Annotated in this window: 12 protein-coding genes and 1 riboswitch; of the genes, 9 read left to right on the top strand and 3 right to left on the bottom strand. The window is 52.9% G+C overall.

All coding sequences use genetic code 11. The features are described from left to right. Positions 1-10 precede the first annotated feature (10 nt). Positions 11-946: a magnesium/cobalt transporter CorA gene (gene corA, locus NI000_RS05060; RefSeq protein WP_253408326.1), complete on the bottom strand. Its 936-nt coding sequence runs from the start codon at positions 944-946 to the stop codon at positions 11-13. A 447-nt stretch (positions 947-1393) separates the two neighbouring features. Then, positions 1394-1545, top strand: a riboswitch (SAM riboswitch). A gap of 120 nt (positions 1546-1665) precedes the next feature. On the opposite strand from corA, the gene metA reads away from it, so the two are divergent. The 5 genes from metA (at position 1666) to mqnC (ending at position 7991) form a co-directional block, all read left to right on the top strand. Beyond that, complete coding sequence (gene metA / locus NI000_RS05055) at positions 1666-2592, top strand: homoserine O-acetyltransferase MetA (protein ID WP_253408324.1); 927 nt, start codon at positions 1666-1668, stop codon at positions 2590-2592. After that, entirely contained in the window at positions 2589-3788 is a 1200-nt protein-coding gene (locus NI000_RS05050) for an aminotransferase class I/II-fold pyridoxal phosphate-dependent enzyme (RefSeq protein ID WP_253408322.1), read from the top strand. Before metA ends, NI000_RS05050 begins: the two co-directional genes overlap by 4 nt. Then, the gene (locus NI000_RS05045) at positions 3781-4977 is read left to right on the top strand and encodes a trans-sulfuration enzyme family protein (protein WP_253408320.1); all 1197 of its coding nucleotides are present in this window, start codon (positions 3781-3783) and stop codon (positions 4975-4977) included. Before NI000_RS05050 ends, NI000_RS05045 begins: the two co-directional genes overlap by 8 nt. 365 nt (positions 4978-5342) lie before the next feature. After that, entirely contained in the window at positions 5343-6716 is a 1374-nt protein-coding gene (locus tag NI000_RS05040) for an EAL domain-containing protein (RefSeq protein ID WP_253408318.1), read from the top strand. Between the two features lie 135 nt (positions 6717-6851). After that, positions 6852-7991 (top strand): cyclic dehypoxanthinyl futalosine synthase, encoded by a 1140-nt coding sequence (gene mqnC / locus NI000_RS05035; RefSeq protein WP_253408316.1) that lies wholly within the window; start codon positions 6852-6854, stop codon positions 7989-7991. A gap of 91 nt (positions 7992-8082) precedes the next feature. Here the strand turns inward: mqnC and NI000_RS05030 are convergent, their stop codons facing one another. After that, complete coding sequence (locus NI000_RS05030) at positions 8083-9612, bottom strand: L,D-transpeptidase family protein (protein WP_253408314.1); 1530 nt, start codon at positions 9610-9612, stop codon at positions 8083-8085. A 211-nt stretch (positions 9613-9823) separates the two neighbouring features. On the opposite strand from NI000_RS05030, the gene ytxC reads away from it, so the two are divergent. Both ytxC and thrS read left to right on the top strand, forming a co-directional pair. Further along, a complete protein-coding gene (ytxC, locus tag NI000_RS05025) occupies positions 9824-10756 on the top strand; it encodes a putative sporulation protein YtxC (protein ID WP_253408312.1) in 933 nt (310 codons plus the stop codon). Between the two features lie 331 nt (positions 10757-11087). Continuing rightward, positions 11088-13025: a threonine--tRNA ligase gene (gene thrS, locus NI000_RS05020; protein ID WP_253408310.1), complete on the top strand. Its 1938-nt coding sequence runs from the start codon at positions 11088-11090 to the stop codon at positions 13023-13025. A gap of 86 nt (positions 13026-13111) precedes the next feature. Here the strand turns inward: thrS and NI000_RS05015 are convergent, their stop codons facing one another. Beyond that, complete coding sequence (locus tag NI000_RS05015; protein WP_253408308.1) at positions 13112-14272, bottom strand: acyltransferase family protein; 1161 nt, start codon at positions 14270-14272, stop codon at positions 13112-13114. Between the two features lie 166 nt (positions 14273-14438). Between NI000_RS05015 and NI000_RS05010 the strand changes: the two genes are divergently transcribed. Beyond that, the gene (locus tag NI000_RS05010; RefSeq protein ID WP_253408307.1) at positions 14439-15092 is read left to right on the top strand and encodes a 3D domain-containing protein; all 654 of its coding nucleotides are present in this window, start codon (positions 14439-14441) and stop codon (positions 15090-15092) included. 66 nt (positions 15093-15158) lie between these two features. Beyond that, positions 15159-15311, top strand: coding sequence for a hypothetical protein (locus tag NI000_RS05005; protein ID WP_253408305.1), 153 nt, complete (start codon positions 15159-15161; stop codon positions 15309-15311). Positions 15312-15455: the final 144 nt, after the last annotated feature.

Here is a 15455-nt window from a genome sequence, read left to right as displayed (position 1 = left end):
AGGACCGGCTTCACAGCCAATCCTTTTTGCGGAACAATACGAACATGAAAATACCGACAAGCGCCAATACAATGACCGCAGCGACTCCGCCGTACTCCCAGTGCAAGCCGGGAATATAATCAAAGTTCATTCCGTAAACGCCGGTAATGAACGTGAGCGGCATGAAGATGGTTGTCAGTGCCGTAAACACGCGCATGATTTCGTTCGCACGGTTAGCCAGGGAAGATTGGTAAGCCTCCCGCAAGTTCGCCATCAAGTCGCGAAACGTATCGAACGTCTCGGAAATTTTCACGGCGTTTTCGTAAATATCGCCAAAATATTTTTTAAGCGGCTCGCTGACCAGCTTCAGCTCTTTTTTGTGCAGCGTCGCGATGACCTCTTTTTGCGGAACGAGCACTTTCTTGAGCCATAAAATTTCGCTTCGCAGCCCGATGATCTCATTCAAATGCGACTTCTTCGTATGCATAAGAATGTCTTCTTCCAGCTTCTCGATCTTCGCTTCGATCCGGTCCCCGACGTTGGTGTAATTATCGACGATGAGGTCGATCAAGTGATACAGAAACTGGTCGGGCGCCGTAACCTCCTCTTCCCAGAGAATCGGCTTCAAGGCGCGAATTTCGTTGATTTTTTGCCGGGTGATCGTGATGATATAGTGCTTCCCAAGAAATATATTGAGTGCGCGGAGAAAAATTTCCTCGTCATCGAACCGGATGCTGTTGACCACGATAAAATAATGCGAGTCGTACAGCTCGATCTTCGGCCGTTGCTCTTCTTCCGTCAAAACGTCCTCTATGGCGAGCTCGTGAAGATGAAACAAAGGCTGTAAAACGTCCAAGTCCTCCGGCTCGGCATCAATCCAATAAAAGCCGTGCTGAGGCGGATCGATGGTTTGCGTGATGTCTTCCACTAGTGTAAAAATGCCGTCCTGAACCAAGCGTGCCTTCATAGGTTCCACCCTTCCGTATTGATCGGATGGAACGCTCGGCCGTCTGCCTCCTGCGAGAAAACAGACCCTTAAGCTTCAGTCAGGCGCTATTCGTCATCTTACGCACAAAAAAGCATGCGCATTCTCGAACGAATGGCAGACGATCGGGTTCCAAACGATAGATTCAATTGTGTTTGAACGCAGATGCGACTTCCCGGGTCTCCGTCCATTCGATTGCTGCACCCCTTCTTAGCGTGAAATGTCGAATACTTGTATAGTATAACGCGTCATATTCGAGAACACAATGAGTTTGTATTTCATTCGCGCATGGGAATACTTTATGCAAAATCCGGCGGATTGGTGCGGGTTCGGACGGCATCATTTCATGGAAAAGGTTCCGCTTGACGCTTGCTGTGATTTCGATTACATTAGTATTATCGAAAACAACTGAATAGATTCGGTTTCACACTCTTATCAAGAGCAGGTGGAGGGACTAGCCCGATGATACCCGGCAACCGACAGACCTTTGCGTAAACAATACGTTGATGTTTTTTCAGCATGGCAAAGGAATGCACGGTGCTAATTCTTGCGGAAGCCAGGCGGCTTCTGACAGATGAGAGAGGACGATGTAACTATACAAAGGCCTTTCTCGTGCGATAGAGAAAGGCCATTTCTTATGCCTTTTTCAGTCGCAGGAGTGCAGGGAACGACGAATCCAATGACCCGAAGGAGTGAGCCCGATGCCCATCAAAGTACCAGATCATCTGCCGGCCAAGGAAGTGCTTGTCAACGAGAATATTTTCGTCATGGACGAGAGCGTAGCGTTTCGTCAAGATATTCGCCCGTTGCGGATCGTGATCCTAAATCTGATGCCGACGAAAGAAACGACGGAGACCCAATTGCTGCGGCTGATCGGCAACACTCCGCTACAGGTTGAATTCATTCTGCTGCACCCGAAAACGCACACGTCCAAAAACACGTCGCTGGAGCACCTGGAGCAGTTCTACAAAACGTTCGAAGACATCAAGCATGAACGGTTCGACGGCATGATCGTTACAGGCGCGCCGGTCGAGCAGCTCGAATTCGAAGAGGTGAATTATTGGGAAGAATTGACGCAGATTATGGAGTGGAGCAAAACCCATGTCACGTCGACGCTGCATATTTGCTGGGCGGCTCAGGCTGGTCTCTACTACCATTTCGGCGTGCCCAAGTACCCGCTTGAAGAAAAAATATTCGGCGTATTCCCGCATACGATTACCACGCCGAACGTGAAGCTGCTGCGCGGATTCGACGAGCTGTTTCTCGTTCCCCAGTCCCGTCATACCGACGTCCGCCGGGAGGATGTTGCCCGGGTCGAGCAGCTCGACATTTTGACGGAATCGGAGGAAGCGGGCGTCTACATCGCCGCGACGAAGGACGGGAAGCAAATTTTTATTACCGGCCATTCGGAATACGACGCGTGTACGCTCAAATATGAGTACGACCGCGACGTGAACAAAGGGATGGAGATCGCGATTCCGAAAAATTACTACCCGAACAACGATCCGACCCGGTCGCCGCTCAACACCTGGCGGGCACATGCGAACCTGTTGTTTTCCAACTGGCTCAACTATTATGTGTACCAAGAGACGCCGTACGATTTGTATAAGGGGGATTATATGATATGAGCAACTGTTCCAAGCCAGAGTTGAAAATTGAGAGCCGTCTCGCACAGATCGGCTCCCAGGAGGAACCGGTGACGGGGGCGGTCAGCTTCCCGGTATATCAAGCGACGGCGTTCCGTCATCCGAAGCTCGGGCAGAGCACGGGATTCGATTACGCGCGCACGAAAAGCCCGACGCGCAAAGTATTGGAGGATGCGATTGCCGAGTTGGAATCCGGGGACGCGGGCTTTGCCTGCAGCTCCGGCATGGCGGCGCTCCAGACGATCTTTGCGCTATTCAGCCAAGGCGACCATTTGCTTGTTTCCCTCGACTTGTACGGCGGGACGTACCGGATGCTGGAGCGAATCATGTCCCGCTTCGGCGTCACCGCAACGTATGTGGACACGAACGATCTCGATGCGTTGGAAGCGAACCTGCAGCCGGGCACGAAAGCGGTTCTGATCGAAACGCCGACCAATCCGCTCATGATGGTCACGGATTTGGCGCTGGTGTGCGGCTGGGCGAAGAAAAAAGGCATTCTTTCCATCGTCGACAACACGCTGCTTACTCCGTTCTTCCAGCGTCCGATCGAGCTTGGAGCCGATATTGTGATTCACAGTGCGTCCAAGTACCTCGGGGGGCATAACGACGTGCTTGCCGGGTTGATCGTAACGAAAGGCAAGGAGCTGTCCGAGGAAATGGCGTTTCTGCACAATTCGATCGGCGCGGTATTAGGCCCGCAGGACAGTTGGCTGCTGATGCGCGGCATGAAAACATTGGCGATCCGCATGGAGCGCCACGAGTACAACGCCACCCGCATCGCGACGTTCCTGCAGTCCCATCCGCAGGTGGAAGCGGTCTATTATCCGGCGCTCGAAAGCCACCCGGGCCATGACATTCAGAAGAAGCAATCGTCCGGCAATACGGGGATTTTTTCCTTTAAAATGAAAGACGCCTGCTATATCGAACCGATCTTGCGTCACGTGAAGCTGATTGCGTTCGCGGAAAGCTTGGGCGGCGTTGAGTCGCTGATGACGTACCCGGCGGTTCAGACCCATGCCGATATCCCGGAAGACATCCGCCGAAGAGTCGGCGTGGACGATAAACTGCTGCGCTATTCCGTCGGCATCGAGCATGCGGACGACCTGATTGCGGATTTGTCCCGCGCCATCGATTTGGCACAGCAGGAGATTGAAGGAGGGGGACCGGCTCATGGCTGAGAAGACGACGCAAGGGACTCATCCGAACGATCATCATAAGGACCGCGCTTTTGCTACGAAACTGATCCATTTTGGAAGCGAAATCGACCGGACGACCGGCGCTTCCAGCGTTCCGATCTACCAGGCATCGACGTTCCATCAATTTTCGCTCGACGAGCCGCAGGAGTACGATTACTCCCGTTCCGGCAACCCGACCCGGCAGGCGCTGGAGGATTACATTGCGCTGCTGGAAGGGGGCAAGCGGGGCTTCGCGTTCGCTTCGGGCATGGCAGCCATCTCCGGCGCGTTCATGCTGCTGTCGGCGGGGGATCATGTGATCTGCACGGAGGATGTGTACGGGGGCACGTATCGGCTGCTGACGTCCATCCTGACCCGGATGAACATCGAAACGACGTTCGTCGACATGACGGATCTGGACCGGGTGAAAGCGGCGCTTAAGCCGAACACGAAAGCGGTGTTCCTCGAAACGCCGTCGAACCCGACGCTCAAAATTACCGATATTGCCGAAATCGCAGGCTGGGCGAAAGAACATGGCCTGCTGACCATGCTGGACAATACGTTCATGACGCCTTATCATCAGCGACCGATCGAATACGGCATCGATATCGTGCTGCACAGCGCAACGAAGTTCCTTGGCGGCCACAGCGATGTAACCGCAGGGCTGGCCGTTGCCGCGAACGAAAGTCTGGGCCGCCGGCTGAAGCAGATTCAAAACGGGCTCGGGACCATTCTCGGCGTGCAGGACTCGTGGCTTCTCATGCGCGGGATGAAGACCTTGAAGGCCCGCATGGAAGCGCACGAGCAAAGCGCCCGGCAGTTGGCATCCTGGTTGGCGGCTCATCCGTCAATCGAAGCCGTCTATTATCCGGGGCTGCCGAATCATCCCCGTCGGGACATTCACGAGAAGCAGTCGCTCGGCTATGGCGCCGTCGTTTCGTTCGACACCGGCTCCGGCGATCGGACCAAGCGTCTGCTGTCCAAGGTGCGCATCCCGCTCGTCGCCGTCAGCCTAGGGGCGGTCGAGAGTATTCTTTCCTACCCGGCGATGATGTCGCATGCGGCGATGCCGCGCGAGGTCCGGCTGGAGCGCGGAATTACCGACGGGCTCGTCCGGTATTCCGTCGGTCTTGAGGATATCGCCGATATCATTGAAGACCTGGAGCAAGCGTTAGCGGATACGGACCGCTAAACAAAGGAATAAAAGCCGATGATTCAAGGGATCATCGTCCAGAGTGTTGAGAAACCTTGGAAGTAGAAAAACTCAGACAAATAGAGGTGGGGTATATCCCGTAAGAGTTTACGTCCGCCTTTGAAACCCGTGAAAATACCACAAATTCTAATCAAATTCACGGGTTTCAAGAGCGGCTGGAGGGATATACCCCACCGGCGTATGCAGAGAGTTTTATACGCGAAGCGGTTTCTCAACAAGCTCAGCCGATGATTCAGGGGATCATCGGCTTTTCTGTGAAAAAAAGGAATGCCGCCCTATTCACTATAACGAACTCGTGATATGATAGTAGGGACAAGTTGTTGCTGCCGGTTAGGGGGAAATTTATGACATTTTCATTTGCTTCAGGTGAGTGGAAAGAACGAATCCGGATGTTACTCCGGCTGCCTTATCCGAGCAGGGCGCTCCGCTTTTTTCCCCCGGAGTTTACGTTTCGCAATCCGGTGCTCTCGCTGGTCAAACGGTACCGGAGCCAAGGAAAATCGTGCGGGTTTATTTTGCTGTACTTGGAAGATTTTCATCATATGTTTTCCACTTATTCCGAAGCGAGGCTCTGCGCCTTGCAGGGTCGTATCCGGCAGACGATCCTGGAGCTGCTGCCTTCCTGCTTCCGGGACAAAGACGTGATCGGAGTCCGCCAGTTTGCGCTCGACGATTACGGTATTTTCGTTAAAGAACAAGCCGTCTGCGGGTTCGACGAATTGCAGCGCAAGGCGCAGGAACTGCAAAAGGAAGTTTCGCGCAGGCTGCGCATGCATGCGGACACCGACGCACAAGCTCCCGTATCACTGCAAAGCGGGTGCTATATCATCGGTTCGGACCTCGAGAACACGTCCGCCGGCATTCAAGCGGCCTATCATTATGCCCGTTGCATCGCGACGAAAAAGCTGCCGCCGCATTTTTGCCCGACCCGGGAGCATCTGTTGGACATTTTGAAGCAGGAGAGCATTTTCGTTCTCGCCCAACCGATTCTTAATTTGGCCAGCGGCGAATTATATGGCTGGGAAATATTGACCCGCGGTCCGCAAAACTCGCCGTTCCACACGCCCGCCGAGCTGTTCGATATGGCTTACCAAGCCGATCTTTTATCGAGATTCGAATTTCTGGTCATCAAGAAAGCGTTCATGGAAATATCGTTACGGGCGATTCAAGAGCAGGTGTTTATTAACGTGACGCCCGTTTCGCTCGGACATCCGTTGTTTCTGCATCAGCTGCTGGAAACATTGAAGCAATTTCCGGCCATTTCGGCCTCGCAGGTCGTTCTGGAAATTACGGAACGTCACGCGATTCGGGATTTTCAATACATAGGGGCTGTCATGAACGCTTGCCGCGCTCATGGGTTCCGCTTTGCCGTGGACGATGCAGGGGCCGGTTATTCGAGCCTGCAATCGATCTCCGAGCTGGTGCCTGACATCATCAAAATTGACAGATCGGTCATTGCCGAGATCGACCGGATGTCCGTCAAGCAATCGCTGCTGAAGGCGCTGCTGCACTTCGCCGACAACATGAACTGCCAAGTGATCGCCGAAGGCGTGGAACGGCCGGAAGAGCTCAGCATGCTTTGCGAGATGCAGGTGCATATGGTACAAGGCTTTTATTTTGCCCGTCCGCAGCCGCTTGTGACGGACCAGGAACGGGTTCAGCAGCTTCAATTGGTCAAAGAAAAAATCGTAGGCCACCGGCAGATGCATCCCGCTTGAAAGCTTTGTGCCGATGATCACAAATTAGTCACAAAAACGGCCGCCGCTTTCCGCTCCTCGGAAAATGGCGGTCTTTTAGTATGGCAGGAGCGGAGTATTTTATGGTAGGATGAGAGCATAAAGGAGATGAAAGCGATGAGTTCCATCGACCGGATATTGGATAGCGCGCTGGCGGGAAACCGGATCAGTCTGGAAGACTGTATGGCGCTCTATGAATCGGACGAAATCGAAAAAATGGGCCATGTGGCCAACCAAATTATGCTGCGGCATCATCCGGAGCCGGTTACGACTTTCGTGATCGGCCGGAATGTCAATTATACGAACATTTGCGATGTGTACTGCCGTTTTTGCGCCTTCTACCGCGCACCGGGCTCGGCAGAAGGCTACGTGCTGCCGAACGAGGTGATTTTTCAAAAGATACAGGAAACGATCGACGTGGAAGGAACCGAAATTTTGATGCAGGGGGGCACGAACCCGAACCTGCCTTTCAGCTATTACACCGATCTGCTGAAAGAAATCAAGCAGCGGTTCCCGAACATTACGATGCACTCGTTCTCCCCGGCCGAGATTATGAAAATGAAAGAAGTATCAAACGGCCTGTCTCTGGAGGAAGTGATCCGGGCCATTCACGAAGCCGGGCTGGATTCGCTGCCCGGGGGCGGCGCGGAAATTCTCGACGACCGCACCCGCCGCAAAATCAGCCGTCTGAAAGGCTCGTGGCGCGACTGGATGGATGTCATGCAAACGGCCCACAAAGTCGGTATGAACACGACCGGGACGATGGTGATCGGCTTTGGCGAGACGATCGAGGAACGCGCGCTGCACCTGCTTCGCATCCGCGACGCGCAGGATGAATGCATCGCTAACGGCTACAATACGGCTGGCTTCCTGGCCTTCATCTCTTGGACGTTCCAACCGGACAACACGAATCTGAAGGCGGAGAAGCTGGGGCCGCAAGATTACCTTAAAAACGTTGCGATCAGCCGCATCATGCTCGACAACATTAAGAACTTCCAGTCGTCCTGGGTGACGATGGGACCGGAAGTCGGCAAACAGTCGCTGCATTACGGCTGCAACGATTTCGGCTCGACGATGATCGAAGAAAACGTCGTATCCGCGGCAGGGACGACACACAAGGTGAACATCGGATCGACGCTGCAGCTCATTCGGGAAGCGGGCAAAATTCCTGCGCAGCGCAATACACGCTATGAGATTCTGCGCCGCTTCGACGACGAAACGGCTCAGGTGCATAAAGACTTCATTATGCAAAATTAGCACAAAATCAAAGACGCTTGCTCTTCGAACCATCTCAGGCTCGAAGGAAGGCGTCTTTTTGCGTATGTTTATGCACGGCTCGCGCCAACGCTTAGCCTAACCACTGGAAGACACGGTGCTTGGCCTTCTCCTCGGCTCCGCGGCCCAAGCCGTCCTTGCCCGGAAGCAGCAGCTCCGGCTGGACTAGAACCGGGGCGCCGCCGCTTCCGCCCGTACCGCTGCCGATGACGACCCGCGAGCCCCGCGGCACAAGCGGGTACAGAGCGGACATCGCCTCGTTCGTCAGCCGGATGCAGCCGAGCGACCGGTTCGCGCCGATCGATGCTGCGTCCGTGGTGCCGTGAATGGCGATCTCGCCCATCCCCAAGGCAGCGGTGCCGTACACCCCTGGGCGGCTCCCTTGCGGCTCACGGACCCGCTCCAGGACGGTCAAGGCGCCGTCGGGAGTTCGGCCGTCGGCACCCAATCCGACCGACAGCTCCGCTAGCACCACCGGGCCGGCGTTCAGCCGGAGCAAGTGAGCGCTTTTGTCGATCGTGACCGTGACCGGTTCGAAAGGAAGGCTGGCGGAGGCGGTTGCCGCCCCGGATGCACCCACCCACGCGACATTCGGATAAAACCTGCGCGCGGGGTCTTGGGCACGGGCATCGTAAACCCATCCGCCGCTCCCATCAAAAACGGTTCGGACATGAGCCGAACCGGTAATCGTTTCTATAGGCATATAGCTGGCATAGTTATTGGGATAAGGCTGAAACAGCTGTTCGATGGAGGAGGGGGGCGATCCGTGATCCGCAGCGTAAGCGTCAAGCGCCGTCCGGATCAATTGGGCTCCGGCCGTCGTCCGGAGCTTTTGAAATTCCGGGTGAAGGAACCGGATTTTGACCGAAGTATCGACGGCCGGATTGTATTCCGCCAAGACAAATGCCTTGGCCTTAAGCTGCTCGTCGCTCAGCGGCGCCGCTTGATTATCCGCGTTTCGAACGCCGGAGGCGATGCCGTACAGGACGATCGTTTGCTTCGGATGATCGTTTGCAAGCTGCAGCGCTTTCTTATGAAGCGCCTCCTCTACAGCCTTCTGCGGCTCTCCGTAAGGAAAATGCAGGACGTAAGCGGTTTCGACGCTTTCATACGTGACTTCTTTCCCGACGCTCCAAGGCATAAACGCCGACACGACCTTAGAAACGGCGGTCGGTCCGTACAGCAGGGCCAGCAGCAGCACGTTGATGAACAGAAGCACCAGCAGCAGCATTTTTAAGCCGTAGGCAGCACTTTTTCTTTTCGTACCTGGAGAACTCGAGCTTGCACTTATAGCGGCTTGAGGTCCGGGGACAGCGGGAGTTTTCTCCTTCGTCAGCCGCCGGATCGAGCCGGAAGCGGGAAAATAATACGGCGAAGGATACGTGCTCATCGCTTCTTTATAATGCTGCAGCGCTTTACCGATATTGCCGTTGTTCTCGAAATATTGCCCCAGCTTGTAATGCGCCTCGGGGGAGTGCGGATCGAGATAAGTGATCACCTTTTCGTGATACTTGGGGTCGTTGCGGTTAAGGTAAATATTTTTGTGCAGACGAACCAGCTTGTCCGCAGCCGGCGATTTGAACCTTTGGCGAAGATGCTGCATAGCAAACCTCCCAGGATCGTATTTTGTGATTGATACATATTGTATCATAAATGTGTCAAAAAATACAATTGGTATCACGATAAAGAGATACCTCATCAATTCTCCTCACAGTTATTGCTACGTCCCGGGTGTCTGTACTTTGTATATCTGCGAAGGTCCAGCCATATACTTTAAAGGAATCGTAAGGCCCGAAAGGAGAGTGTGACCCTGGATGAAGCTGTTGACGATCGTAATGGTGAAACGCTCCGAAGCTCAGGCTGACCGGCTTTTGCGTCTTGTCGAGCTTTTCGGCGAACGGCTACATAAGGAGAACAAGATCCGGATCGTTCTGGACCGGCGGAACGGTCTGCAGCGAGTCGAAGTGAGCGCGGTTATGCCGGCTTTTCAGCTGCAGGCCGACGGTCACGCACTTTATGAAGCGGCGGCCGGCGCCCTGGCGGACTATTTATTGGCGGAAGAAGAGCAGCGCCTGCTGCGTCATATGATCCGTCATGAGTTTCATTACAAGCAGGACGAAGAGACGGACAGCATCCTAGGCTATTGCAGCCAAATGCTGGGGGAGCGGAACGATTCGGCGGCGGTCAAATCGGACAAGAGTGAAGCGTATCTGCGGCGGAAAAACAAGCTGACCGTCCTGCTTACCGAATACATCGAAGAGCATACGGAACTGAATTTGGACGGCTTTCTGCGCTTCCGGGCGCCGGATTACTTGAACGAGCTCCGCGAAGTTGTCGAATATGCCGTCGACGAATTCGTCATGGACCGGCAGTATCGCGAATTCATTTCCCTGCTGCAATATTTCGTCTATATTCAGGAAGCGAAAATTCCGTTCGTTCACCTTATTCACAAAGGCGGCAATGAATTTATGCTGCTTGGCGAGCATCTGGAGAAGATCGAAACGAACGATGCGGATGCCGTCGTAACGGTAGAAACGCTCGAGAAAGATATGAATTTCGAGGATATGATTGTCAGCACGCTGATTACGGTATCTCCGCAGCAGATCTATATCCACACCCGCGAGCCGGATTTGCAGGTGATCAAGACGATTCGGCAAATTTTTGAAAATCGTGTGGAACTGTGCGGCTACTGTCGGCTATGCCAAAACCTTGACCGCTCGACGGCGGCTGAATATAATAAGGGGTAAGGCAAAGATCGAAGACACGATCGGTTGAAGTGCTGTCCAGAGAGAGGGGACACCCGGCTGCAATCCCCTTCAGCGAACGTCAATCGGTTACCCCTTTGTAGCCGTGATTTGGAAAACGTCGCCCTCGCCGATAAGACCAGCGGGTGGAGACGCGCAGTATAAATCGCCGGATCATTCCCGTTACCGAATGAGTTGAGGATTCGCAGCATGTTCTTTTTGTTCAACTGATGAGCTGCGGATTGAATTAGGGTGGAACCACGAGCTAAGCGTACTCGTCCCTTTCGGGATGATACGCTTTTTGTATTTTCTACAATTATTGGAGGTAGTGGACATGGCTGTAAAAGTAACTTTCCCCGACGGAGCGGTGAAGGAATATCCGCAGGGAACGACGGTGGAAGAGATCGCAGGCTCGATCAGCTCGGGGCTGAAAAAAAATGCCGTCGTAGGCAAACTCAACGGAAAGCTGGTCGACTTGAGCACGCCGCTGCAAGAAGACGCCGCGCTGCAAATCGTTACGCTGGACAGCGAAGAAGGTCTGGAGGTATACCGTCACAGCACGGCGCATTTGATGGCGCAGGCCATTAAACGGCTGTACGGCAATAAAAGCGTCAAGCTCGGCATCGGACCGGTGATCGAAGACGGGTTCTACTACGATATCGATATGGAAACGTCGATCACCCCGGAAGATCTGAGCAAAATCGAGAAAGAAATGGAGCGCATCGTTCAGGAAAACTTGCCGATCCGCCGCCGGGTGGTCAGCCGCGAGGAAGCGCTGGGCATTTTCGGCGAGCTGGAGGACCCGCTTAAGCTGGAGTTGATCCGCGACCTTCCGGAAGATTCGGTCATTACGATTTATGACCAAGGCGAATTTTTTGACCTGTGCCGCGGACCGCACCTTCCGTCCACCGGACGGATCAAAGCGTTCAAGCTGCTCAGCGTAGCGGGCGCTTACTGGCGCGGCGATTCCAAGAATAAAATGCTGCAGCGCATCTACGGCACGGCGTTCCCGAAAAAATCGGAGCTGGACGAGCATTTGCACTTGTTGGAGGAAGCGAAAAAACGCGACCACCGCAAGCTCGGCAAAGAGCTGAAAATGTTCACCTTCTCCAGCGAAGTTGGCCAAGGCCTTCCGATCTGGCTGCCGCACGGCGCCAAAGTACGACGCACCCTGGAGCGTTATATCGTCGATCTGGAGGAGCGTCTCGGCTACCAGCACGTCTACACGCCGGTGCTTGCCAACGTGGAATTGTACAAAACGAGCGGCCACTGGGAGCATTATCAGGAAGACATGTTCCCTAAGATGGAACTGGACAACGAAGAGCTTGTGCTGCGCCCGATGAACTGCCCGCACCATATGATGGTGTACAAGAGCGACATGCGCAGCTACCGCGACCTGCCGGTGCGGATCGCCGAGCTCGGAACGATGCACCGCTACGAGATGTCCGGAGCGCTTACCGGCCTGCACCGCGTGCGCGCGATGACGCTCAATGACGCGCATATTTTCTGCCGCCCGGATCAAATCAAGGAAGAGTTCGCGCGCGTCGTGAACCTGATCCGTCAAGTGTACGAGGACTTCGGCATTAAGGAATACCGTTTCCGTCTGTCGTACCGTGATCCGAAAGATACGGAGAAATATTTCCAAAACGACGAAATGTGGGAAATGTCGCAGCGGATGCTTCGCGAGGTGGTCGAGGAGCTCGGTCTGCCGTTCTTCGAAGCGGAAGGCGAGGCGGCCTTCTACGGTCCGAAGCTGGACGTGCAGATCAAGACCGCGCTCAAGAAAGAAGAGACGCTGTCGACCGCGCAGCTCGACTTCCTGCTGCCGGAGCGCTTCCAATTAGAGTACATCGGAACCGACGGCCAGAAGCATCGTCCGGTCGTTATTCACCGCGGCATTATTTCGACCATGGAACGGATGACCGCTTTCCTGCTCGAAAACTTTGCCGGCGCGCTGCCGACATGGCTGTGTCCGGTCCAGGCGAAGGTGCTTCCCGTCTCCGGCAACTTCGACGAATACGCCAAAGAAGTCGAAGCGAAGCTGCAAAACGCCGGTATCCGGGTCGAAGCCGATCTGCGCAACGAGAAGCTCGGATATAAAATTCGCGAAGCGCAGCTTGAGAAAATTCCGTACATGCTCGTTGTCGGCGAAAATGAGGTGCAAGCGTCCGGCGCTTCCGTCCGCAAGCGCGGTCAAGGCGACCTCGGCGCACACAGCGTAGATAGCGTCATCGAGATGATCCGGGAAGACATTCGGACCAAGCAAGCGTAAGCTGCTATACGATAGGATTTGCAGAAAGCCTGCTCCTTGTTGTGAAGGGGGCAGGCTCTTTGCACTTTGACCAAGGGAAGCAGTTTTTAAAGCGGGCTTGTAGGTTGATTGCTTGTGGCTTGCTTATTTCGCGTTAAATATTTTCCCAGCTGCATGGAAGGCCGCTCGATCATAAACCAGCAAACTGCCGCTACAATGAGCGCTCCTATAAAGGATAGGGACAGGATCATGGAATTGGACAATCGCCCGTGCAAAGCGTGAGCAAGCGTCAACATCACCACCAGATGAGTTAAATATAAGCTGTACGATATTTTGCCCAGGAAGACGAGCACGGGATGTGTTAACCAGTCGGAAAATTTGGAAGAAGCGAGCGAAGCAACGATGAACACGGATGCGCCCACGGCAATGCCGTACTCGGATAAGTAAAAATTATAGGGCGTATCGAACAGCCTTTTGAAGAAATCCTTATTTAGCACTTCCGAATAATTATAAAAGAGCAATGCGGAGATCAACACGGTCCATTTCAAGGAAGCCTTTGAATGACGGTACATATCCATCAATTGCTTTCTATGCTTGGCAATTAACGAACCGATGATGAAGAGCGATAAATAATGCAAGGAATCAAAGTAGCTTGAATGGTATCCATTGCTTGGAAGCTTAAATAACATTCCATCCAATCCGGCAATGAAAGTAAGGAGCAAGCAAACGATCAGAGAGACGAGGGGTTTGAAGTTTTTGACCATGAGGACAATGAACGGAAAGACGATCGAGATGCGCAGCTCGTGAATGAGTGTCCAGATCACAGGATTATAAGATATCGTATGAGGGTTACCGATGAATAAAATATGCTCCGCGATTAACGAGGGATCGGAAGCGTTCTTCCACGATTGGTTGATAAAGGAATTGAATTCAGGCAAAATACCTTGATATAAAACAATGGCAATATAAATTATGATACAAATTGTAACTAAATAAGGAACATAAATTCGGAACAATCTTTTAATAAGGAATGAAAAATAAGGGGGTGAATTTCCGTTCAAAACCGGCAGCGACAACACGAATCCGCTGAGCAGAAAAAATAAAATGACCGCCCCATGCCCGTTGACAAACAATCTGGCAGGCGTGACTTCAAGAAATGTGGTCAATGCATTCTTTTGCGGCATAGCCAGCAAGAGATGATGAAATAAAACTGTAAGCGCTGCCAAACCTCTTAACGAATCTAATTGTTTGAACCGCAAGCTTCCCATATTGCGATCCCTCCTTTTATGAAAATAATACAAAACGTATCGTTCGGCCGCCAATAGTTAAACAAAATTTTATAATCAGCTTGGCTTGCGACGGCATAGGGACCGTGTATAGATCTTGCGAATGTTGGAGAGCCTCTTCTAATAAGGGGAGGTTTAAACCAAGCATATGCTACCAAAAACCGCAAGCCATGCCAAATGGATCTTGTTCATCTTGTTGATGCTGTCCTTCTTGATATGGTTTGAAAAACAACAGGATTACAAGCGGTCTACCGCGCCGAACAATGAGCTGCCGATCGCCGCTTTACCCGTATCCTTGCATTCGCCCGGTGTCAACAAGCCGGAGGTTAAGCAGCCCGACTCCCAGCCCGTATCTGCCGCAAGCGGCCGCCGGACGATGAATTACAAGCTGTTTCCCCACAAGGGACAAGATTTATCCAACTATAAAGCCGTCGAGGTGACGGCAACCGGATACTATGCCGGACGGGAGTCGACTGGCAAAAACCCCGGGCATCCCGAATACGGAGTCACGTTTTCCGGAATGAAGGTTACCCGGGACGTCGAATCGTTCTCCACGATCGCCGCAGATCCGAAGGTGTTTCCGATCGGAACGGTGCTGTACATTCCCGGCTACGGCTACGGGATTGTCGCGGATACGGGTAGTGCCATCAAAGGCAACCGGATTGACTTGTATTTCGAGACGAAGGATCAGGTGTATAAAGAGTGGGGCAAAAAAACGTTGAATGTCTTCGTGGTCAAAAAGGGCGACGGAAAAATTAACGAAGCGCTCTGGAACCAACTGAAAAGCGAGCTGCTGTTTTAAAAATTTTCTAAGCATAACATCCCTCCATGATATCCATAATAAAGGATGTCAGGGGAGGTGATGGCGATGGCTAAAAATAAAAATCAAAATTTTAATTTAAATCTCAATAAAAACCTGAAGACCGATACGGAATTTTCCGAAGAGGTTGTGGCAAATAACGTGAAGCAGGCGGCTCAAAACAACCCGAGCGAGAGCGCCAGCGAATCGGCAAGACAATAAGGAAATAAGCAGATCCAAGGAGGAAGCCCGAATGAAAATTTCGAGGCTTCCTCTTTTCGCTTGATGGGAGTCAGTACGAAATTCGTTATTTTCAAAGCGCGGATTTTGGTGTAAACTGATACTAATAATGTGATTATATCTAAC

The organism is Paenibacillus tyrphae (assembly GCF_024158745.1).
Lineage (GTDB): Bacteria > Bacillota > Bacilli > Paenibacillales > NBRC-103111 > Paenibacillus_G > Paenibacillus_G tyrfis_A.
Note: the sequence above shows the minus strand (reverse complement) of the source record. Positions and strands in the feature narration are given on the sequence as shown.